Genomic DNA, 19,986 nt, shown 5'->3' on the forward strand with positions numbered 1-19,986 from the left:
AGTGATGATGTCTCAAGAGATATGGCAGTGGAGACTACGGTGCAACTGAAGTTGCAAACCAGAAACTTCGGCTGAACGAGGCACTTCGCTTCACACCGTGGCGAGCCGCAGGCTCAGCGGAAGTCGCCGAGTTGCCTCTCGACCGGAACAGTGCCCGAGACCACGACGTCGCCCGTGTGTGCGGTCGTGACGGTTTCGATGAGCACGATCTCGACCTCCTCCTCCGCGACGGGATTGTGCCGCACGCCTCGAGGCACGACGTAGAACTGTCCCGGAGTGAGCACGACCTCCTCGTCGCCCGGGAGCTGGATGCGCAGCCGACCGGAGACGACGAGGAACATCTCGTCCTCGGCGTCGTGGGCGTGCCACACCAGCTCGCCGAGCAGCTTCGCCACCTTCACGTACTGGTCGTTCACGCGTCCGACGACCCGCGGGGTCCAGTGAGCCTCTACCTGGCGGAGTTCAGCGGAGATGTCGATTCCGTGAAGAGAAGTCATGGCTCCATCGTCGGCCCTGGGCCGCGCGCGCAGTGCGTCGAAGGCGCCAGCGATGGAGCCTGCCCGTTGTAGGACGTGAACAGTTGCTCCGTGTGACGCGCAGATGCGCCTCAGGCTGATCGGTTGGAACCCGTCGGAACGATGACACGGCGCGCGATGCGCCATCCGTTGGGCGTGCGGCGCAGCACGTCGTGGTTGACGACCGCGGCGTTCGTGGTCTGGTCTGCCATGAGCATGAGGCCCTTGGAGTCGACCGCGACCTCGTCGCCGTTCTCGCTGACGATGACCACATTGGTCACGAAGTGGGCGATGGGGCCGTGGGTGCCCATCTGCTGCGCCGCTGCGCGTGCGCCGTCGATGCCGGTGATCACCGGCATCCCCAGGGCGCTCATGTCGTAGACGATGTCGGCGGTGAAGACGGCGTCGATCTCGTCGAGCCGTCCGTCATCGAAGACGTGTCCTACCAGGCTCAATGTGTCGGTGATGTTCCAGCGGTCGTCGTTGTTCATGATTCGTCCCTCGTCTCGGCCGCGACTTTCGCGGATACGGCAATGGTACTCAGTACCAAACGGAATGCAAGCCACACTGGTTTAGAGACCCGAACTGTACGCAGTGCGATAGAGTCGTGCCATGACGTCGGTTGTTCCTCTGATCGAGCGCAAGCAGAAGGCGGCCCGTGAGCGCATCCTGCGGGCGGCGGCAGAGTTGTTCGCCGAGCACGGCTTCGACAGCGTCTCGGTGTCTGACATCGCCGAACGGGCCGAAGTCGGCCGCACGACGTTCTTCCGGCACTTCGGCGACAAGCAGGAGGTCGTCTTCGCGCGCGAGCAGGCGATCCTCGACGCGCTGACGCTCGGGAACCTCGACTCCGCGCCCACCAGTTCCCGGTCGGCTGCCGGCGCACTCCGAGCAGTGCAACCGCTGTTCCTGCAGGTGTGCGCGCACATCAGCGAAGATCCCGACGAATACCGGCGTCACGAGCAGCTCGTCGAGGGCAACATCGTGTTGCAGGGGCGCGGTGCGGCCAAGGCGCAGCTGATCGCCCGCCGCCTCGGCGCCCTGCTCGTCGAGAACGGGTGGGATGAGGCGGTGGCGAGTTTCGCCAGCCAGATCGCGCTTGCTTGTTATGAGACCGCTCGCGCTACGGCCCAGCCCGAGAACCTGGTTCAGGCCACGCGCCAGGCCTTCGAGAGAGCGCTCAGTCTCGGCGCGGAGGGCGCCAAGGGCGCTGACGCCGCGACCTGATCTCCACGGAGCGTCCCGGCGCTAGCGCACGTGGAGGCCGTCGAGCAGGAGCCGCACCATCGGGTTCGGCGACCCGTCGGGGGAGGGGGCGCGGTGACTCAGGTCGCCAACCGCCTGGAGGAGTTCGAGGGGATCGACGCCGGGGCGCACCTCGCCGGCCGCAGCCGCCGCGTCGAGCAGCGACGTGATGGCCGGGCCCAGTTTGGCGGTGAAGTGCGCGGGGAGGGCGTCGAACGCCGGATCGCCCGAGCGTAGCGCGGCGGACAGCCCCTGCTTGGTGGCGACGAAGCGGGTGAAGCGGGTGATCCACAGGTCGAGGGCCTCGCCGGGCGGGTGCTCCTCCAGCAGGGAGGTCGCGGCCGCAGCCGTGGCATCGATCTCCGTCGTGAAGACGGCGGCCACCAGCTCGGCCCGGTTCGGGAAGTGCCGGTAGAGCGTGCCGACCCCGACGCCCGCCTCTGCCGCGATGTCACGGGCAGGGGCATCCACCCCCGAGCGAGCGAACACCGTCCGTGCCGCGACCAGCAGGGTGTCGAGGTTCTGGCGCGCATCCGCTCGCACCTTGCGCGGCGCATCCGATGAGGTCACGACAGAGCCCCTTGCTTATTCGGAACAACGTTCCGTATAGTGGTCGAGAGATTGCGGAACGATGTTCCGTATCCGATCCTACAGGAGGACCCCATGCAGTATCGCCCCCTCGGCCGCACCGGAATGAAGGTGACGCCTTATGCGCTCGGCGCCATGATGCTCGGCTCGTTCGGCAACCCCGACCGGCAGGAAGGCGTGCGCATCATCCATCGCGCGCTCGACGGCGGCATCAACTTCATCGACACCGCCGATCGCTACGGCGACTCCGAGGAGGTCGTCGGCGAAGCACTGGTCGGCAGACGCGACGAGGTCGTGCTCGCCACCAAGTTCTGGGGGCCCGTCGACGACGACGTGAACCACCGGGGTGCCTCGCGCCGGTGGATCCGGCAGGCCGTCGAACGCTCCCTCCGCAATCTGCGCACCGACCGCATCGACCTCTACCAGCTGCACCGTCCCGACCCCGAGACCGACATCGACGAAACGCTATCCGCCCTCACCGACCTCGTGCGCGAGGGCAAGGTGCTCGCGATCGGCACGTCGTCGATGCGCGGCTCCGAGATCGTCGAAGCCCAATGGATGTCGGAACGGCGCGGCTTGGAACGATTCCGCACCGAGCAGCCGAACTACTCCATTCTCGACCGCGAGATCGAGCGCGAGATTCTGCCCGTGGCCCAGCGCTACGGCATGGGCACGCTTGTCTACAGCCCGCTCGCCGGCGGCGCGCTCTCGGGTAAGTACCGCGCGGGTCAGAGCAACGACAACTTCCGGGCAAGCACCGGCATGCGGCACTTCCGTGACGAGCGCCGGCTCGCGGCCATCGAAGAACTCGTCCAGCTGGCGCAGGAGGTGGGCCTGCCGCTGACGCACCTGGCGATGGCGTTCACGATCGCGCATCCGGGTGTCACCTCCGCGATCGCGGGGCCACGCACCATGGAACAACTCGAAGACACCCTCGCCGGCGCCGACGTGTCGTTGTCAGACGAGATCCTCGACCGCATCGACGCCATCGTTCCGCCCGGCGAGAGCATCGGCGCGATGGACATGGTCTATCGCGGGCCCGAGGTCACGGATGCCGCACTGCGCCGGCGTCCCGACGGGTCACGGTCGGCGCGGTAGCCAGCCGCCAGCTAAGATGAGCAATACTTGGCAACTGACTCGACTGGGAGGCGACATGGCTGAACTGACTCTTGACCGGAGTTCAGAACATAATCTGAAGTATGATGAAAGCATGCTCGCGTTCCCGTCATCAGATCTCAGTCGAAACGCGCCGCGCGTGTTCGCGGCCGCGGAGGAAGCACCCGTCAGCGTGACCCGGCGCGATGGCGAGAATCTCGTTCTCATGTCGCAGCGTGACTCTGACTCTCGCGAGCAGCTACTCCAGTTCGCCGCACAACTGATTGCGGTGGCCATCGACGACCGGGGGAGTCTTGCAGAGCGGATGGCCAACGCGTATCCCTGGATGCTGGCCCTGGGCCAGGCTGATCGGGTGCGGTGCGCTGCCGATCTCGTCGACGCGGCTCGAGCATCGTTCGCGACCGGACAAGCGCATCTGATCGCTGCGGAGTTGACGTCGTGGCGCGAGACGGCGACGGCGCTCGCCGCCGGTCTGGTCGACTCACCCGTCGACTGGCTGGGAGACGAGATCCGGGTCGACCGCCCCTGATGATCGGGCAGGAGGTGAAAGTTCATCGTCCCACGAAGAAGAGTGAGTACGAGATCCGCTTCGCGTCGGTTCAGGCCCAGAAAGGATGGACAGACCTTCGAGCGACGAGCCGAAACGCGTTGACCGACTCGTGGGATTTCTTGACGCGTTCGCCCTTGGAGGTGACTCCAGCGAACTATCCGCTGAAGGGCGCCCTCGGCGTTGTGACACAGGGTCGAGAGCAATACACGCGGTGGCAGCACAAGCCCACGCGCCAGGGCGATGCGCGCATCTGGTTCTATGTCTCCGGTCAGGTCGTCTATTTGGAGCAGGTTCACACCCATCATCCGAACGCCACGAAGTAGAACGAACTTGCTGCGCTCCTTGGCCCTCCGCAGGTCACGCGCCCGGCGCATGGCGGTCGAGGAACTCGAAGACCTCGGTGGTGTCGACGCCGGTGAACCCGCTGGTGGGCATGGCGGCGAGCAGCGACGAGTTGAGGCGCGCGGAGGGGTGCGACTGGCCGGCCCAGGCGGCCGCGAGCGCCTCGGGCGGGCGACGGCAGCACGACTCGTCGGGGCAGGTCGATGTGAACCGGTTCGCCGTGTCGCGACCGCGGAACCACTTCGCGTGCGCGAACGCCGTTCCCACCGAGACCGAGAACTGGCCGGTCGCCCCCGCCTGGATGCGTGAGGTGCACCAGTAGGTGCCCGTCGGCTTGTCGGTGTACTGGTGGTAGGGGCTGAAGCGGTCTTCCACATCGAACACCCGCCGCGCACTCCAGAAGCGGCACACCGTCTGCCCCTCCACCGAGCCCAGGGCATCGGTCGGGAAGGTCACGTTGTCGTTCTCGTAGGCCTTCGACAGGGTGCCGTTCTCGTGCACCTTGAGAAAGTGCACGGGAATGTCGAGATGGTGCGTGGCCAGATTCGTGAAACGGTGGGCAGCCGTCTCATAGCTCACACCGAAGGCGTCACGCAGATCTTCCACCGACAGCTCGCGCGCATCCTTCGCCGCCGACAGGATGCCGACCGCCCCACTCTCGGGAATGAGCAGCGCCGCGGCCAGATAGTTGGTCTCGACCCGCTGTTGCAGGAACTCGGCGTAGTCGCGCGGTTCGGCGTGCCGCAGCACGTGCGACGACAACGCCTGCAGCACGACCGAGCGGGGGTCGGCATCCGGTGACTGACCGAGCGGCACATAGATGCGGCCGTTGCGCAGATCGGTGACCGAGCGGGTCGAACCGGGCAAGTCGCCCACGTAGTGCAGCGTGAAGCCGAGATGCGAAGCGAGATCAGACACCAGGCGCTGCGACAACGGCCCACCTGCATGGCCCACGGCCGCGTGAAGGGATGCCGCCGTCTGCTCCAGATCGGCGAAGTAGTTGTGGCGCCGGCGCATCGTGCGGCGCAGCTCGGTGTTCGCCCGGCGGGCCTCCTCGGGGGTGGCCGCGCGCTCACCGTGGATGCGTTCGAGCTCGCGGTGCAGGCCCAGGATGGTCTTGATCGCGTCGTCGCTGAGCGACTTGCGCACCGGCAGGGCCGGCAGGTTGAGCGACGCGAACAGCGGGCCCCGCTGCGCCCGCTCCAGCGCGATCTCGAGCGCCGCCCGGCGGGTGGGAGGCTCCGACGAGAGCAGCTGGTCGATCGACACGTCGAAGACGGTGGCGAAACGCTGCAGCTCGCCGAGCTTCAGCTCGCGCCTGCCGTTCTCGATCACCGACACCTGCGAGGGCGCACGGCCGATCGCGGCACCGAGATCGTCGAGGGTCAGGCCGCGCTCGGAACGCAGCTGGCGGATGCGACGGCCGATCGTCAATGAATCGAGCATGTAGTCATCTTCGACGGGCCCGGAAGGTTGTGGGGGCATGCCGACAGCCCCTCACCCCCGGATCTTCAGAAAAACAGAAGAATCGCGAAACTTTCGGGGTAATTCGTTGCGAAGGCGAGTGGTGCGCTCTGAATCGCCGAATTCGGGCGGCAATTCGACCGACGGATGCCGCCCCTCAGCGGCCTGCCCACTGACCGAGCCACGCGTGCACCTTCGGCCAGTGCGGGGCGTCGGGCGCGATCGCGTCCAGGTGCGAAAGCTGCGGCAATTCGAGAAGACTCGCTCGGGCGCCGGCCGCCTGGGCGCCCACGAGGTAGTCGCGGGTGTGGCCGACGGGCACGCGGGCGTCGTCGGCGCCGTGCACGATCATGACCTCGCCGCGCGGTGGCAGCTGCGCCAGCGGGGAAGCCGCTGCATACGTCTCGGCAATCGCGTCGGGCCGCTCGCCGAAGAACTCGGCGACCGCCCCCTCGCCGATGCCCTCCCGGTAGCCGCGCGCGAGGTCGGTGACGGGCGCCAGCGCCACGATCGCGTCACCGGGCTCCCCGCCGAGCAAGGCCAGCTGGCCGCCCACCGAGTGCCCGAAGATCGCCAGTCGCGCGTCCGAGCTCTGCGACCGCGCCAGAGCCAGCGCCGACGCGAGGTCGTCGCGCATCGCCGGCCACCCGGCCCGGCCCCGTCGATACTCCACGTTCGCCACCGCCCAGCCCCGATCGGTGAACTCGGGCACGAGCGGTCGCATGAGGTCGGCCGTGAACGGCGCTCGCCAATAGCCTCCGTGGATCAACACCACCGTGCCGCGCGCCTGCCCGCGCGGCACGGAGAACGAGAGGTGCTGATCGTCGCCCGGTCCGTAGCGCAGGGTTCGGTCGGGCCCGGCCGGCCCGGCCGCTGTCGCCGTCACGCTCCTTCGACGGTGCCCGGCGCGAGAAAGTCGACGCCGTTGGCCGCGGAGAGCCGAACCACCTCGTCGGGGTCGGTCACGTTGTGCAGCAGGCTGAACAGGTTCGCCAGCTTGCCGCCGGGGCTGACCCAGAACAACGACTTCGCGTCTGACTCCTGCTTGTTGTAGTAGGCGTGCGGCAGGTTGCGCGGCATCTGCACCAGGTCGCCGGGGCCGGCGGTGGTCCACTGCCCGTCGAGATAGAGCGTGTAGACGCCCTCGAACACATAGATGAACTCGTCTTGCGTGGGGTGAACGTGCGGGGGAACACCGGTGCCCGCCGGGTCGAACGAGAGCCACGAGTAGGTGCTCGCACTCTCGATCTTGGTCGTGTAGGTGTGGCCCAGCACGTTCCAGACGCGGCCCCCGAAGGCCTCGTCGGCCCGCACGATGCCGGCCGGCAGGTCTCCCAGAATGATTTCCTCGGTCATCGTCGTTCCCCTCGTTCCAAGATGCAGTGGAGCCAGTGTGCCCGAGGCGCCACCGGATTGCACGAAAAGTTTTCACTCGTCACGAGGTTGTAACACGTGAGCGCTCGGGATGCGCCGGGCCGCGACATCCGCTGTTCTTCCTGAGAGCAGAAGAACGCCGGTACTTCTGGCGACGAGCCCGGACTTGACGGGGTGCGAAGGCCGCAGAGTCGAACTCGAGCAGCTTTCCCGCTGCGATGGCAGACCGCATTGGAGCACCCGTCATGACCACCCGCCCCGGAGACCAGACCCAGACCGCCGCCGACCTCGAGCGGAGCTGGAAGACCGACGCCCGCTGGAACGGCATTCAGCGCGACTACAGCGCCGACGACGTCGTGGCCCTGCGCGGACGAGTGGCCGAAGACAACACCCTCGCCGCCCGCGGCGCCGAAAATCTCTGGAACTTGCTCCACCGCGACGGCGAATGGGTCGCCGCCCTCGGCGCCCTCACCGGCAATCAGGCCGTGCAGCAGGTGCGCGCCGGGCTCAAGGCCATCTACCTCTCGGGCTGGCAGGTCGCCGCCGACGCCAACCTCAGCGGCCAGACCTACCCCGACCAGAGCCTCTACCCGGCCAACTCGGTGCCGGCCGTGGTGCGCCGCATCAACAACGCGCTACTGCGCGCCGACCAGATCGAGTTCGCCGAGACGGGCAGCGCCGAGAGCGACATCGATTGGCTTGCCCCGATCGTGGCAGATGCCGAGGCCGGCTTCGGAGGGCCGCTCAACGCCTACGAGCTCATGAAGTCGATGATCCAGGCGGGGGCCGCGGGCGTGCACTGGGAAGACCAGCTCGCCAGCGAGAAGAAGTGCGGGCACATGGGTGGCAAGGTGCTCATCCCCACCTCGCAGCACATCCGCACCCTCAACGCGGCACGGCTGGCGGCGGATGTCGCCGGCGTGCCGACCATCATCATCGCGCGCACCGACTCGCTCGCCGCCAACCTCATCACGAGCGACGTCGACTCCCGCGACCAGCCCTTCCTCGACGGCACCCGCACCCCCGAGGGCTTCTACGGAACCACCCCCGGCATCGACACCGTCATCTCGCGCGGCCTCGCCTACGCTCCCTATGCCGACCTGCTCTGGGTCGAGTCATCCGAACCCGACATCGAGCTCGCCCGACGCTTCGCCGAGGCAGTGCACGCCGAGTTCCCCGGCAAGCTGCTCGCCTACAACTGCAGCCCGAGCTTCAACTGGAAGAGCAAGCTCACGGATGCGCAGATCGCCACCTTCCAGAGCGACCTGTCGGCGATGGGCTACGCGTTCCAGTTCATCACCCTCGCGGGTTTCCACGCCCTCAACCACTCCATGTACACGCTCGCCCGCGGCTACGGCGAGACCCACATGAGCGCTTACGTCGAGCTGCAGGAGGCCGAATTCGCCTCCGAGGCCGACGGTTACACGGCGACGCGCCACCAGCGCGAAGTCGGCACCGGCTATTTCGATCGAATCGCCACGGCCCTGAACCCCGAGAGCGCCACGCTCGCGCTCGTGGGGTCGACCGAATCCGAGCAGTTCCACTGACGCCGAATCGCTCGGCTCCGCCCGGCACCGTTCCGCTCGGCACCGCTCCACCGCAGACACGAATCGAATCGACTCCGAAAGGCCCCTGACATGTCTCCGCACACCACTCCCACCATCAGCGTGAACGCCGAGCTCGGCGACCGCTTCGACGAGATCCTCACCCCCGAGGCCCTGCACTTTCTCGCCCGACTGCACGCGCAGTTCGCCGGCCGCCGGCAAGAACGGCTGAACGACCGGATGCTGCGTCGCAAGTCGATCGAGAACGGCCGCGACCTGCGGTTCCTGCCCGAGACCGCATCGGTGCGCGAGAACACCGAATGGCGCGTCGCCGGCGCCGGGCCCGGGCTCGAAGACCGCCGCGTCGAGATCACGGGGCCCACCGACCGCAAGATGACGATCAACGCGCTCAACTCCGGCGCCAGGGCCTGGCTCGCCGACCTCGAAGACGCCACGAGCCCCACCTGGAGCAACGTCATCGGCGGTCAGGTGAACCTATTCGACGCCATCCGCGGTCAGGTCGACTACACGAGCGACGACGGCCGGCAATACCGCGTCGAGACCGACCAGACGCCGACCATCATCATGCGCCCCCGTGGCTGGCACCTGGTGGAGAAGCACCTGGCCTTCACCGATCGCGCCGGCCACCGCCGGGCCGCGTCGGCGAGCCTCACCGACTTCGGGCTCTACTTCTTCCATAACGCTCAGGCGCTGATCGAGACCGGGCGCGGGCCCTACTTCTACCTGCCGAAGCTCGAGAACCACCTCGAGGCCCGGCTGTGGGACGACGTGTTCACCTTCAGCGAGAACGCCATCGGCATCCCGCACGGCACCATCCGCGCGACCATCCTGATCGAGACCATCCCGGCCGCGTTCGAGATGGACGAGATCCTCTACGAGCTGCGCGACCACGCCGCCGGTCTCAACGCCGGCCGCTGGGACTACATCTTCAGCCTGATCAAGAACTACCGCGACCGCGGCCGCAGCTTCGTGCTGCCCGACCGCGATCAGATCACCATGACGGTGCCGTTCATGCGCGCCTACACCGAGCTGCTCGTGCAGACCTGCCACAAGCGGGGGGCATATGCCATCGGAGGCATGAGCGCCTTCATCCCGAACCGCCGCGACCCCGAGGTCACCGAGCGCGCACTCGCCAAGGTGGCCGACGACAAGCGCCGCGAGGCCGGCGACGGGTTCGACGGCACCTGGGTGGCGCATCCGGGGCTCATCGACACCGCCCGAGCCGAGTTCGACGCGGTGCTCGGCGACCGCCCGAACCAGCTCGAGCGCACCCGGCCCGAGGTCGAGGTGACGGCGGCCCAACTCGTCGATCTCAGCTCGCTCGAACCGCGGGTGACGGATGCCGGGGTGCGGTCGAACGTGTCGATCGCCCTGCGCTACATCGAGAGCTGGCTCCGCGGGGTGGGCGCCGCGGCTCTCGACAACCTGATGGAAGACGCGGCGACGGCGGAGATCTCGCGGTCGCAGCTGTGGCAGTGGATCCACCAGGGCATCGTGACCGAGCAGGGCACCCGCATCACGCGCGAGCACGTCGGGCATCTGCTGCACGAGGTGCTGCGCGAGCAGGACCGCTCGCTCTCCGACCGGTTCGACGACGCCGAGAACATCGTGCGGATGGTCGCCCTCGAAGACGACTTCCCGACCTTCCTCACCATTCCGGCCTACGCCCACTACCTCGTCGACCAGCCGTCGGCGCGTGAGAGCAAAGCGCAGATGGCGGCCGCCTGACGCCACCGGCCGCGGTCGTGCCCACCATAATGGTGGGCATGACTGTGGATCCGGTGGCGACGATCGTCTGGGTGGTCGCCTTCGTCGCGGTCACCGTGACGGTCACGGGCCTCTCGCGCAGGGTCGGCTGGTCGGCCCCGATCGTGCTCGTGCTGGTGGGTGCCGCGGTGTCGTTCATCCCGTGGGTGCCGACCATCGAGGTCGAGCCCGACTTCATCCTCTACGGGCTGCTACCGCCGCTGCTGTTCGCCGCCGCCATCCGCACCTCGTTCTCCGACGTGCGGGCGAGGCGCGACGGCATCCTGCTGCTCTCGGTGGGCCTGGTGGCCTTCACCGTCGTGACGGTCGGGCTCACCGCCTGGCTGATCGTGCCGGCCATCTCGCTCGCGGCCGCGTTCGCCTTCGGTGCCGTCGTTGCTCCTACCGACGCGGTCGCGGTGACCGCCATCGCGGGTCGGCTGAATCTGCCCCGGCGGCTCGTCACGGTGCTCGAGGGCGAGAGCCTGCTCAACGACGCGACCGCCCTCGTGGCCCTGAACGCCGCCATCGCCGCCATCATGAGCGCCGCGAACGTGGGTGCGGCGCCGCTCACGCCCTGGGGCATCGTGCTCGAGTTCGTGATCGCCGTGGTCGTGGGCGTCGGGGTGGGGCTCATCGTGGGGTTCGTGCTGGGGTTCATCCGCAAGCAGCTCAAGGCGCCCGTGCTCGACACCAGCCTCTCGCTGATCACGCCCTACCTGGCCTTCATCCCGGCGCAGTTCCTGCACGGCTCGGGCGTGCTCGCCGTGGTCGTCGCCGGGCTCTACCTCGGGTTCCGCGCGCCGGTCATCCAAACGGCGGAGTCGCGCATCGCCGAGTCGCTCAACTGGCGCACCATCCAGTTCCTGCTCGAGAACGCGGTGTTCCTGTTCATCGGGCTCAGCCTGTTCTCGATTCTCAAAGCCGCGCTGTCCGACGGCCCGGGCGTGTGGCAGACGATCGTGATCTCGATCGCGCTTCTGCTCGTCATCTTCCTCGCCCGGCTGGTGTGGATGCTGTTCACCACCTCGGTCTACCGGTTCGGCCCCCGACTGCTGCGACAACGGGGGTGGAGCTGGCGCACCGGCATCGCGGTGTCGCTCGCCGGCATCCGGGGCGTGGTCACGCTCGCGGCCGTCTTCCTGCTGCCCGAAGAGACTCCAGGTCGGGCCTTCTTGCAGTTCCTGGCGTTCGTGGTGGTGGTGGGAACGCTGCTCGAGACCGTCGCACTGCCCTACTTCATCCGGTTGCTCAAGCTGCCGCCGCCCGACTTCTCGCAGGAGATGACCGAGGTGCGCATGCTGCTCGCCGAGGCGCAGAACTTCGGGCTGGCGCGGCTGGAATCCGAGGTGACGGATGCCGTCGAGCAGCGCGTCGTCGACCGCCTGCGCATCAACGCGACCTTCTTGAGCGACGCGCTCGAGAACCCGGCGGCGGAGGGGTTCGAGGAGCCCGCAGAGGCCTACAACCGGTTGCGGCGCGTGATGATCCAGGCCGAACGCGAGGCGGTGCTGTCGGCGCGGGCCGAGGGCCGCTACCAGGAGCGGGCCGTGAAATCGGTGCTCGCGAAGATCGACGTGGAGGAGACCGAGCTCAACCTGGGGCACCGGCGCGGCGACAAGAGCCCGTCGTAGGGGGTCGGCCCGTTTCGCTCAGCCCGCGGCATCCGGAAGCTGGTCGGGGCGGCCGTCGACCGCCGCGAGCTCGAAGTGCCAGGCCTCGTTGGCGTAGACCTGGCAGAGGCCGAACGGGGCGCCGAACCGGTTGAGCCAGTCCATGGCGTCGGCGGTGGCGATGTCGACGGCCTGGCCGCTGACGTGCTTCGACTCGGCAGGGGTCTTCACCCACCGGGCGGCTTCGTCGGCGTCGCCGTAGCGGTCGACGGCGCGGTCGAACAGAAACTGCTGGTAGCGGTCGCTGCGCCAGCCGTCGACGAGGGTGAAGCGCACGTCGCCGTCGCCGTCGGCTGCGGCTGCCGCTTCGGCGCTCGTGAGCGCCGCGCGCAGGGCGGGGTCGAGGCGGGTGACCGCCGGCACGTCGTCGGTGAGGGCGACGGTGTCGCCGTCGGGGATGTAGCCGTCGTCGGGGCCGAGGGGGCGGGCCGGGTCGCCGCCGGAACCGTCGCCGAAGTCGTCGCCGGAGCCGCCGCCGGTGTCGTCGGAATCACCGGCGAAGGAGGGTCGAGCCGGCTCGACTACTCCCTGCGACGATGTGAGGGCCGCGGCCGACGCGCATCCGCTCACGGCGAGCAGGGCAGCGGCACCGAGGGCCACGGAGAGGGGGTGGGAGAGAGGGCGGAATGGCACGATGACGATCCTTTCGAGACAGGATCCAGCCTCGCCACGCGCTCGCCCGAGCGAATCGGCAGCGCGGCCCGATCAGCACCCCGCAGGTCGACGTGCCGCGGTACCTCCGGCGAACCGATCGGTCCGCAGGTGCCGGGGCCCGCTCGGCGGGCCGCCCCGGCAGGCCCCGGTCAGCTCAGCTCAACTCAACTCAGCTCGATCAGCTCGCCGGGCGGTAGACGTTCACCATCACGCCGCCGGCGAACGTGGTCGACCCGGTCAGCGTCAGGTCGAGTTCATCCGTCAGCCCGCTGAACAAGCCCTCGCCCTGGCCGAGCGCGACGGGCAGCACGGCCAGCCGGTACTCGTCGATCAGGCCGGCCCGCACGAGGCTGCGGCCGAACTCGACGCCGCCCTGGGCGAGGATGTAGTCGCCGGGCTCTTGCTTCAGCCGCTCGATCTCGGCGACCAGATCGCCGTTCGCCACCCGGGATCCGCCCCATTCGGAGGCGACCGCCGACGACGCGTTCTCGGCCACGTGCTCGGCGGGCCGGTACGTCGCCTGCCGGGTGAACAGGACCTTCGGATGAGCGTTCATCGGCGCCGCCACCGGGCTCGGCGACACCGGCCAGAGCCCCGCCCAGGTCTCGAACAGCCGCCGGCCCGAGATGTGCGTTCCCGCTCCCGACAGGGTTTCGATCAGCCACGCCGCCGAGTCGGGAGTGCTCGCGCGGAACATCCAATCCGACTCGGCGCGCTCGCCGGCGATGAAACCGTCGAGCGACATCGACATCTTCAACACGAGTTCTCTCATGGTCACGCACCGTTCTCTTCTGTGAGCACTGTCTTTTCTGTGAGCTCCGTCGTTTCGGCGGCCACCGTCTTTTCTGTGAGCACCGACGGCCCGGGGTCTGCTCCGGCCGGCGGCGCAGTCCAGCTCGCGAGCACCCGCAGCGCATCGGCCGACGGCGATCCGGCCGGCGCGCTGTAGGCGATGAGCTGCAGCCCGCGGTCGGCCGCGAGGGTCATGGCCTCGAAGTCGAGGTCGAGGTCGCCCACGTCGGGATGGGTGATGGCCTTCACGCCGGTGCGGTGCTCGCGCACATCGTGCGACGCCCAGAGCGCGCGGAAGGGCTCACTGCGGGTGGAGAGTTCGCCCACCAGGTCGCTGAGGATGCGGTCGTGCGGCGCCCGCCCCGCCTCGGCGCGGAGGAGGGCGACGGTCTGCGCGCCGGCGTCGTCGGCGTTGCGATAGAACGCGGCGGCCCGTGGGTCGAGAAAGACGAACCGCGCGAAGTTGGCCGGCCGCTGTGGCTGCACGAAGAGCTCTGAAAACACCTCGCGTCCGAGCGCGTTGATCGCCAGGATGTCGAGCCGACCGTTCTGCACGAACGCCGGCACGTCGGTCATCGTGTCGAGCAACTGCTGCAGTGCGGGCCGGATCTGCGGCGCGCGAGCGGCCCCGCGACGGCGCTGCGGTTGCCGGCCCTCGTTGGCCGCTCGCACCAGGTCGTAGAGGTGCGAGCGCTCGGCGTCGTCGAGCTGCAGCGCGCGGCTGACCCCTTCGAGCACCGCCTCGGAGACGCCGCGTGCGTTGCCGCGTTCGAGCCGCACATAGTATTCCGAGCTCATGCCGGCCAGCAGCGCGACCTCTTCCCGGCGGAGTCCGGGCACGCGGCGCCGGCCGCCGTAATCGGGCAGGCCGGCCTGGGCGAGGCTCAGCCTGGCCCGCCGCGTGGTCAGGAACTCGCGGATGTCGTTCGGAGTCTCCATGCCCCGAATCTACGCCGACGACCCGAATCGAGGGGGTGTCTGCCATTAACCGGATAGGGAGGGTCTGCCTCGCCCGCGATGGATCGCTTTGACTCGAAGACATCACGTCACCGCAACCGCCCGACGGCGCATCCGGTGCCAGCCCATCGAACAAGAGAGACCGAAACACCATGCCTGAGAAGAATGTCTGGTTCATCACCGGAGCCGGCCGCGGCCTCGGAATCGAGATCGCCCGCGCGGCGCTCGCCGCCGGCCACCACGTGGTCGCGACCGGCCGCGACCCGCAGCGGGTGCTCGACGCCGTGGGCGCGCACGAGAACCTGCTCACCGTCGCCCTCGACATCACCGATGCCGCGGCCGCGCAGACGGCGACGGATGCCGCCCTCGAGCGGTTCGGCCGCATCGACGTGCTCGTGAACAACGCCGGCAACTTCGTCGCCGGCTTCTTCGAGAACATCAGCCCGGAGCAGCTGCGAGCTCAGATGGAGACCAACTTCTTCGGGCCGCTCACCATCACCCGCGCCATCCTGCCGGTGATGCGACGGCAGCGGTCGGGCCAGGTGATCACTGTCACCTCGATGGCCGGGCTGATCGGGCAGGAGTTCGTCGCCGCCTACGCCGCCTCGAAGTTCGCGCTCGAGGGCTGGATGGAGTCGCTCCGTTTCGACGTGGCACCCTTCGGCATCTCGACCATGGCCGTCGAGCCGGGGTTCTTCCGCACCGAGCTGCTGGTCGAGGGCGCTTCGACCATCTGGCCCGAGCTGACCATCGACGACTACGCCGAGCACACCGCTTCGACCATCGAGGCGTGGAAGGGCATGAACGGCACGCAGGGTGGCGACCCGCAGAAGCTCGGCCGAGCGATCGTCACGCTATCCGACTCGGGCGCGCTGCCCCTGCGCTTCCTGGCCGGTGCCGACGCCATGGCGGGGGAGGAGCAGAACCTCGCCACCATCCGCGCCCAGATCGAGGCGAACCGCGACCTGTCGGCCTCGCTCTCGTTCGACGACTGAGCTCACGGCTGGGTAGCGGTTCGAATCAGCGGAAATTCGCACGTTAGAGCCGCCCTCATGCGCGAACCCGCGAAATTCCGCTGATTCAGAAGGCTCAGGTCTTCGGGGTCGACCCCGACTTCATCGCGGTCGATCGGCTGAGAACCGACACCGGGTGCGTCCTGCGCTGGGACCGCACCCTGATGCGTCGGCTCGGGCCCGAGACACCAGGCGCGGAACAGCCGATCAGATGAGGTCGTGCTCGTAGGCGAAGACGACGATCTGCACCCGGTCGCGCAGGGCGAGCTTGCGCAGAATGGCCCCGACGTGGGTCTTCACCGTCGACTCGCTCGTGAACAGCGCCTTGGCGACCTCGGCGTTCGACGCGCCCCGGGCGACGGCGTCGAACACGTCGCGCTCCTTCTCGGTGAGCAGGCCGAACTCGGCCGGCGCCGGCGCCCGCTCCTGGAACCGGCCGGTGAGGAGTGCGGCGAGGTTCTCGGGTGCGAGCACCGCGTTGCCCGCGTGCACGGTGCGGATGGCGTCGATCAGCATGGCGGGCGTCGTGTCTTTGAGGATGAATCCGCTCGCGCCGTGACGGATGGCGGTGGCGGCTCGATCGTCGAGGTCGAAGGTGGTGAGCACGAGCACCCGCACCGGTCGATCGCGCTGCCGCGCCCGCTCGGGCACGAAGATGCGGCGGGTGGCTTCGACGCCGTCGAGTTCCGGCATCCGGATGTCCATCAGCACGACGTCGGGTGACAGCGAGTCGACGAGTTCGACGGCCTCGGCGCCGTCGCTGGCGGCTCCGACGACCTCGAGGCCGGGCTGGGCGTCGATGATCACGCGCATGCCCTCACGGAAGAGCGGCTGATCGTCGACGAGCAGCACGCGGATCGGCTCGCTCACGACTGCGCCACCTCGAGCGGTCGGGGTGCTCGCACGGGCAGCGACGCGATCGCCGTGAACACCGAGCCGGTGCCGTAGCTCTGCCGCAGCTCGAGCGACCCGCCCACCGACTCGAGCCGGCGGCGCATGCCGCCGATGCCGTTGCCCGTGCTCGTGCTCGTGCTCGTGCCGTGTGCCGGAGCGCTGCCGGCGGGCGGGCGTGAGCTGTCGTCGGCGCGCGCTCCCTCGGCGGTGACGGCGGGGCCGTTGGTTGCGTCGGCCCCGCTGACCGCATCGGCCACGACGGCGACGGCGCCGGCGCCGTCTCCATCGCCCTCGGCGGCCTCGTTCGCCACCGACAGCCGCAGCCGCTCGTCGCCCCAGTCGCGCTCCACCGCGACCGTGCCGTCGCGCCGCCCGTGCTTGATGGCATTGGTGAGCATCTCCTGCAGCACCCGGAACGCGACCGTCGCCAACTCGGGCGGCAACGGGCGCGGCGACCCGGCGTCGGCCACCGTGATCTCGTAGCCGCTCGCCCGCGTGGCGTCGATGAGGGTGTCGAGGTCGGTGCGCTGCCCGTGACCGCCGTCGGGCGAGGTCAGCACGGCGCGCACCTCCTGCAGCGACGACCGCGCCGACTCGGCGATGGTCGTCATCGTGCGCTTCAGCGCCTCGGGGTCGTCTCCGTCGAGGAACTGCGCCGACTCGGCCTGCGCCAGGATGACCGTGAGCGAGTGGCCCACCACGTCGTGCACGTCGCGGGCGAGCCGCGCCTGACCCTCGCGCAGGGTGGCGATCTCGGTCATGCGGGCACGCTCGTGTTGGGCCGCGAGCGCCTCGGCCTCGGCTTCCGCCTGCGATCGCTGCGACATCCGGGCCGCGCCCCAGTAGCGTGCGGCGAGCCCCGCGAACCACGGCAGCGCCAGAAGTCCGGCGATCATCGGCAGCACCACGAGCGGCCACGGGATGCCGCTGTCGACCAGCGGAACGATCAGGTTTCGGGCCACCCTCGTGCCCCAGATGCCGTTGGCGAGCAGCCCGATGTAGCCGAGGCCGAGCACCGTGGCGAACGGGATGGAGGCTCCGCTGGCCCAGAGCAGCGGCTTCGACCCCCAGCGGGCGAGGCCGAAGGCGATGCCGACGACCGCGAGCTGGATGAGCATCAGATCGGTGGCCGTCGCCACCTGCAGCACGAGCACCGCCCACAGGATGCCGAGTGACCACCACCCGTTGCGACGCACGAGCGACACGGCCGCGGCGGTGCCGAAGACGACCAGCCAGGGCCCGAGACCGTAGTCGTACCCGGCGTGGGCATTGGCGTACGCCTCCCAGAGCCCGAGCACCAGCACGGCGAGACCGGCCGCGAGATCGGGAGCCCAGGAGCGCACGGTCGGGGTGTTCATGCTGACAGTATCGCCCGCTGTGCTGAGAGACCGGCCGCCACCGGGCCCGGTGGTGGGCCGGCGAGGGCGTCGTCGACGAGCAGGTCGAGCAGCTGCGGGTAGGAGACACCGGCCGCCCGGAACATGCGCGGTACCTGCGACTCCGCAGTGAGGCCTGGCGTAGTGTTCACCTCGTTGAGCACCGGTCCGTCGGCCGTGAGAAAGAAGTCGAGGCGCACGAGGCCCGCGCAGTCGAGGGCGTCGTAGAGGCGCACGGCCGCGCGTTCGAGCTCCCAGCGCTCGCCGACGTCGAGCCGGGCGGGAACGTGGAACACCGCCCGCCCATCGTACTTCGCCTCGTGGTCGAAGAGCCCGTCGTGCTCGATCTCGAGGGCCGGCGACACCAGCATCGAGCCGTCGGCGCGGCGCACGACCGCGATGTCGATCTCGCGCCCCACGACCACTTGCTCCACCAGCACACGGTCGTCGAACGCCAAGGCCGCATCGATCGCGCCCGGCAACTCGGATGCCGCGTGCACGAGCGTGACGCCGAGGCTCGACCCCGCCGTCACCGGCTTCACCACCACCGGCTCGCGGAATCGGTAGGCGTGGGCGTTCTCGCGGCGCAGCAGCACACCGCGGGCGGTCGGCACTCCCACCGAGTTCGCGACCAGCTTCGTCAGGTGCTTGTCCATGCCGATGGCGCCCGCCGTCACTCCCGAGCCGACATAACGCGTGCCGGCCAGCTCGCAGAGCGCCGCGAGGGTGCCGTCTTCGCCGTGCCGGCCGTGCACCACCGGAATGACGAGGTCGCACGCGCGCACCTCGTCGATGGCCCGGCGCAACCCGAGCGCCTCGCCGTCGGCGCCCCTCCAGTCGCCGGCGCGGTCGATCGTGAGCGGCACGACGTCGTAGCGACGAGGGTCGAGGGCCCGGGCGACCGCTGCCGCCGAGGCGAGTGACACCTCGTGCTCGCCGTTCCGGCCGCCTCCGATCACCACCACCCGCAGCCGGCTCATGCGCGTGCTCCCACCGCGAGCGTCGTCGCCGTGACTGAGCGCCGCACCCGAGCGCCCACCCGGGTGACGATCTCGTGCTCGATGGTGTCCGACCACCCCGCCCAATCGGCGATCGTCGGTTCACCCCGATCGCCCGGCCCGAACAGCGTCACCTCGTCACCGGCCATCGCGCCCGTGTCGGCCAGGTCGACGACGAGCTGGTCCATCGAGATGCGGCCCGCGAGTGCCACCCGACGGCCGCGCACGAGAACGTGGGCACCCGCCGCCGACGACCGTGGGATGCCGTCGGCGTAACCGAGCCCGACCAGCCCGAGGCGGGTCGCGCGGGGCGCCGCCCAGTCGTGGCCGTAACCGGCGGGCGTGCCGGCGGCCACCGAGCGCACCGCCAGCAGCGGAGCGGTGAGGGTCATCGGCTGCCGCAGTCGCGTCGTGCGCGAGAGGTCGATGCCGACCAGGCCGGCGCCCACCCGCGACGCCGAATAATGGGTGGCCGGCAGAGTCAGGGTGGCGGAGGTCGCCGCGAGGTGCAGCAGGTGCGGCCGCAGGCCGCAGAGGCGAGCCACGTCGACCGCCCACTCGAATCGCCGGCGGCCCGTGCTGTTGCTCGGCGCCGCCGGGTCGTCGGCTTCGGCCAGATGGCCCATGATGCCCACCACCCGCACCTGCCCGTGGAACTCGGCCTCTCGCGCCGCGCGGCAGAGGTCGATCCATCGGGCGGGCTCGGCGCCGTCACGGGCCAGCCCGGTGTCGAGGTGCAGGTGCACCTTGGCGACGCCGTCGGTGCGCGCCAGCGACAGCAAGTGCGCGAGACTCGGCACGGCCAGCTCGATGCCCGCGTCGACCGCCGGCGCGAAGGCGTCGTCGCGTGCGTCGGTCAGCCAACTGATGATCGGCGCCGAGAGACCCTGGTCGCGCAGCGCCAGGGCCTCGTCGAGCCGGGCCACCCCGAGACGGGAGGCGCCGTTGGCGAGCGCGGTGGCGGCGACATCTGCCGCGCCGTGGCCGTAGCCATCGGCTTTGACCACGGCGATGAGCTCGCCGGCCGTGCGTTCGGCGAAGAGCCTGGTGTTCGCGGCGACGGCGTCGAGATCGATGGTGAGCAGGGCATCGGCGGTGCGCTCGGCGACCCGGAATGACATCAT

Annotated in this window: 21 protein-coding genes; 8 read left to right on the top strand and 13 right to left on the bottom strand. The window is 69.3% G+C overall.

The features are described from left to right. Nucleotides 1-113: 113 nt before the first annotated feature. On the bottom strand, nucleotides 114-497 hold the full coding sequence (locus tag N1032_RS03940; RefSeq protein WP_259537564.1) for a cupin domain-containing protein: 384 nt from the start codon (nucleotides 495-497) through the stop codon (nucleotides 114-116). A 110-nt stretch (nucleotides 498-607) separates the two neighbouring features. Continuing rightward, on the bottom strand, nucleotides 608-1,006 hold the full coding sequence (locus N1032_RS03945; RefSeq protein WP_259537565.1) for a nuclear transport factor 2 family protein: 399 nt from the start codon (nucleotides 1,004-1,006) through the stop codon (nucleotides 608-610). Nucleotides 1,007-1,127: 121 nt separating this feature from the next. On the opposite strand from N1032_RS03945, the gene N1032_RS03950 reads away from it, so the two are divergent. After that, complete coding sequence (locus tag N1032_RS03950) at nucleotides 1,128-1,742, top strand: TetR/AcrR family transcriptional regulator (RefSeq protein ID WP_259537566.1); 615 nt, start codon at nucleotides 1,128-1,130, stop codon at nucleotides 1,740-1,742. 21 nt (nucleotides 1,743-1,763) lie between these two features. On the opposite strand, the gene N1032_RS03955 is transcribed toward N1032_RS03950, so the two are convergent. Further along, nucleotides 1,764-2,330: a TetR/AcrR family transcriptional regulator gene (locus N1032_RS03955; RefSeq protein WP_259537568.1), complete on the bottom strand. Its 567-nt coding sequence runs from the start codon at nucleotides 2,328-2,330 to the stop codon at nucleotides 1,764-1,766. Nucleotides 2,331-2,423: 93 nt separating this feature from the next. On the opposite strand from N1032_RS03955, the gene N1032_RS03960 reads away from it, so the two are divergent. The 3 genes from N1032_RS03960 (at nucleotide 2,424) to N1032_RS03970 (ending at nucleotide 4,337) form a co-directional block, all read left to right on the top strand. After that, nucleotides 2,424-3,446, top strand: coding sequence for an aldo/keto reductase (locus N1032_RS03960; RefSeq protein ID WP_259537569.1), 1,023 nt, complete (start codon nucleotides 2,424-2,426; stop codon nucleotides 3,444-3,446). Between the two features lie 112 nt (nucleotides 3,447-3,558). Beyond that, a complete protein-coding gene (locus tag N1032_RS03965) occupies nucleotides 3,559-3,993 on the top strand; it encodes a prevent-host-death protein (protein ID WP_259537977.1) in 435 nt (144 codons plus the stop codon). Beyond that, nucleotides 3,993-4,337, top strand: a complete 345-nt coding sequence (locus N1032_RS03970) for a hypothetical protein (protein ID WP_407932997.1) — start codon at nucleotides 3,993-3,995, stop codon at nucleotides 4,335-4,337. Before N1032_RS03965 ends, N1032_RS03970 begins: the two co-directional genes overlap by 1 nt. A 34-nt stretch (nucleotides 4,338-4,371) precedes the next feature. Here N1032_RS03970 and N1032_RS03975 read toward each other — a convergent pair whose 3' ends face one another. From N1032_RS03975 to N1032_RS03985, 3 genes are all read right to left on the bottom strand, one after another. Further along, nucleotides 4,372-5,802 (bottom strand): helix-turn-helix domain-containing protein, encoded by a 1,431-nt coding sequence (locus tag N1032_RS03975; RefSeq protein ID WP_310795915.1) that lies wholly within the window; start codon nucleotides 5,800-5,802, stop codon nucleotides 4,372-4,374. A 175-nt stretch (nucleotides 5,803-5,977) separates the two neighbouring features. Beyond that, complete coding sequence (locus N1032_RS03980) at nucleotides 5,978-6,706, bottom strand: alpha/beta hydrolase family protein (protein WP_259537571.1); 729 nt, start codon at nucleotides 6,704-6,706, stop codon at nucleotides 5,978-5,980. Beyond that, a complete protein-coding gene (locus N1032_RS03985; RefSeq protein ID WP_259537572.1) occupies nucleotides 6,703-7,176 on the bottom strand; it encodes a cupin domain-containing protein in 474 nt (157 codons plus the stop codon). Before N1032_RS03985 ends, N1032_RS03980 begins: the two co-directional genes overlap by 4 nt. 263 nt (nucleotides 7,177-7,439) lie before the next feature. Between N1032_RS03985 and aceA the strand changes: the two genes are divergently transcribed. From aceA to N1032_RS04000, 3 genes are all read left to right on the top strand, one after another. Beyond that, on the top strand, nucleotides 7,440-8,741 hold the full coding sequence (gene aceA / locus N1032_RS03990; RefSeq protein ID WP_259537574.1) for an isocitrate lyase: 1,302 nt from the start codon (nucleotides 7,440-7,442) through the stop codon (nucleotides 8,739-8,741). A gap of 90 nt (nucleotides 8,742-8,831) precedes the next feature. Then, nucleotides 8,832-10,487: a malate synthase A gene (aceB, locus tag N1032_RS03995; RefSeq protein WP_259537575.1), complete on the top strand. Its 1,656-nt coding sequence runs from the start codon at nucleotides 8,832-8,834 to the stop codon at nucleotides 10,485-10,487. A gap of 38 nt (nucleotides 10,488-10,525) precedes the next feature. Beyond that, nucleotides 10,526-12,139, top strand: a complete 1,614-nt coding sequence (locus N1032_RS04000) for a Na+/H+ antiporter (RefSeq protein WP_259537576.1) — start codon at nucleotides 10,526-10,528, stop codon at nucleotides 12,137-12,139. An 18-nt stretch (nucleotides 12,140-12,157) separates the two neighbouring features. Here the strand turns inward: N1032_RS04000 and N1032_RS04005 are convergent, their stop codons facing one another. From N1032_RS04005 to N1032_RS04015, 3 genes are all read right to left on the bottom strand, one after another. After that, the gene (locus N1032_RS04005; RefSeq protein WP_259537578.1) at nucleotides 12,158-12,811 is read right to left on the bottom strand and encodes a M15 family metallopeptidase; all 654 of its coding nucleotides are present in this window, start codon (nucleotides 12,809-12,811) and stop codon (nucleotides 12,158-12,160) included. Between the two features lie 199 nt (nucleotides 12,812-13,010). Next, on the bottom strand, nucleotides 13,011-13,604 hold the full coding sequence (locus N1032_RS04010) for a dihydrofolate reductase family protein (protein ID WP_259537979.1): 594 nt from the start codon (nucleotides 13,602-13,604) through the stop codon (nucleotides 13,011-13,013). Between the two features lie 2 nt (nucleotides 13,605-13,606). Further along, nucleotides 13,607-14,563, bottom strand: coding sequence for a helix-turn-helix transcriptional regulator (locus tag N1032_RS04015; protein WP_259537580.1), 957 nt, complete (start codon nucleotides 14,561-14,563; stop codon nucleotides 13,607-13,609). Nucleotides 14,564-14,733: 170 nt separating this feature from the next. On the opposite strand from N1032_RS04015, the gene N1032_RS04020 reads away from it, so the two are divergent. Next, nucleotides 14,734-15,576: an SDR family oxidoreductase gene (locus N1032_RS04020; protein WP_259537581.1), complete on the top strand. Its 843-nt coding sequence runs from the start codon at nucleotides 14,734-14,736 to the stop codon at nucleotides 15,574-15,576. A gap of 225 nt (nucleotides 15,577-15,801) precedes the next feature. Here N1032_RS04020 and N1032_RS04025 read toward each other — a convergent pair whose 3' ends face one another. From N1032_RS04025 to alr, 4 genes are read right to left on the bottom strand one after another with little or no spacing between them, the layout of a single operon-like run. After that, complete coding sequence (locus N1032_RS04025) at nucleotides 15,802-16,464, bottom strand: response regulator (RefSeq protein ID WP_259537582.1); 663 nt, start codon at nucleotides 16,462-16,464, stop codon at nucleotides 15,802-15,804. Next, nucleotides 16,461-17,846: a sensor histidine kinase gene (locus N1032_RS04030; RefSeq protein ID WP_259537583.1), complete on the bottom strand. Its 1,386-nt coding sequence runs from the start codon at nucleotides 17,844-17,846 to the stop codon at nucleotides 16,461-16,463. The genes N1032_RS04025 and N1032_RS04030 overlap by 4 nt, the downstream gene beginning before the upstream one ends. Continuing rightward, entirely contained in the window at nucleotides 17,843-18,844 is a 1,002-nt protein-coding gene (locus tag N1032_RS04035) for a D-alanine--D-alanine ligase (RefSeq protein ID WP_259537584.1), read from the bottom strand. The genes N1032_RS04030 and N1032_RS04035 overlap by 4 nt, the downstream gene beginning before the upstream one ends. After that, the gene (alr, locus tag N1032_RS04040; protein ID WP_259537585.1) at nucleotides 18,841-19,986 is read right to left on the bottom strand and encodes an alanine racemase; all 1,146 of its coding nucleotides are present in this window, start codon (nucleotides 19,984-19,986) and stop codon (nucleotides 18,841-18,843) included. The genes N1032_RS04035 and alr overlap by 4 nt, the downstream gene beginning before the upstream one ends.

It is taken from the genome of Herbiconiux daphne (assembly GCF_024979295.1).
Lineage (GTDB): Bacteria > Actinomycetota > Actinomycetes > Actinomycetales > Microbacteriaceae > Herbiconiux > Herbiconiux daphnes.

Bases quoted from the DNA above. Each gene is read 5' to 3' on its own strand.
- N1032_RS03940 (WP_259537564.1), bottom strand. From the start codon at position 497: ATGACTTCTCTTCACGGAATCGACATCTCCGCTGAACTCCGCCAGGTA.
- N1032_RS03945 (WP_259537565.1), bottom strand. From the start codon at position 1,006: ATGAACAACGACGACCGCTGGAACATCACCGACACATTGAGCCTGGTA.
- N1032_RS03950 (WP_259537566.1), top strand. From the start codon at position 1,128: ATGACGTCGGTTGTTCCTCTGATCGAGCGCAAGCAGAAGGCGGCCCGT.
- N1032_RS03960 (WP_259537569.1), top strand. From the start codon at position 2,424: ATGCAGTATCGCCCCCTCGGCCGCACCGGAATGAAGGTGACGCCTTAT.
- N1032_RS03965 (WP_259537977.1), top strand. From the start codon at position 3,559: ATGCTCGCGTTCCCGTCATCAGATCTCAGTCGAAACGCGCCGCGCGTG.
- N1032_RS03970 (WP_407932997.1), top strand. From the start codon at position 3,993: ATGATCGGGCAGGAGGTGAAAGTTCATCGTCCCACGAAGAAGAGTGAG.
- N1032_RS03975 (WP_310795915.1), bottom strand. From the start codon at position 5,802: ATGCTCGATTCATTGACGATCGGCCGTCGCATCCGCCAGCTGCGTTCC.
- N1032_RS03985 (WP_259537572.1), bottom strand. From the start codon at position 7,176: ATGACCGAGGAAATCATTCTGGGAGACCTGCCGGCCGGCATCGTGCGG.
- aceA (WP_259537574.1), top strand. From the start codon at position 7,440: ATGACCACCCGCCCCGGAGACCAGACCCAGACCGCCGCCGACCTCGAG.
- aceB (WP_259537575.1), top strand. From the start codon at position 8,832: ATGTCTCCGCACACCACTCCCACCATCAGCGTGAACGCCGAGCTCGGC.
- N1032_RS04000 (WP_259537576.1), top strand. From the start codon at position 10,526: ATGACTGTGGATCCGGTGGCGACGATCGTCTGGGTGGTCGCCTTCGTC.
- N1032_RS04010 (WP_259537979.1), bottom strand. From the start codon at position 13,604: ATGAGAGAACTCGTGTTGAAGATGTCGATGTCGCTCGACGGTTTCATC.
- N1032_RS04015 (WP_259537580.1), bottom strand. From the start codon at position 14,563: ATGGAGACTCCGAACGACATCCGCGAGTTCCTGACCACGCGGCGGGCC.
- N1032_RS04020 (WP_259537581.1), top strand. From the start codon at position 14,734: ATGCCTGAGAAGAATGTCTGGTTCATCACCGGAGCCGGCCGCGGCCTC.
- N1032_RS04030 (WP_259537583.1), bottom strand. From the start codon at position 17,846: ATGAACACCCCGACCGTGCGCTCCTGGGCTCCCGATCTCGCGGCCGGT.
- N1032_RS04035 (WP_259537584.1), bottom strand. From the start codon at position 18,844: ATGAGCCGGCTGCGGGTGGTGGTGATCGGAGGCGGCCGGAACGGCGAG.
- alr (WP_259537585.1), bottom strand. From the start codon at position 19,986: ATGATGTCATTCCGGGTCGCCGAGCGCACCGCCGATGCCCTGCTCACC.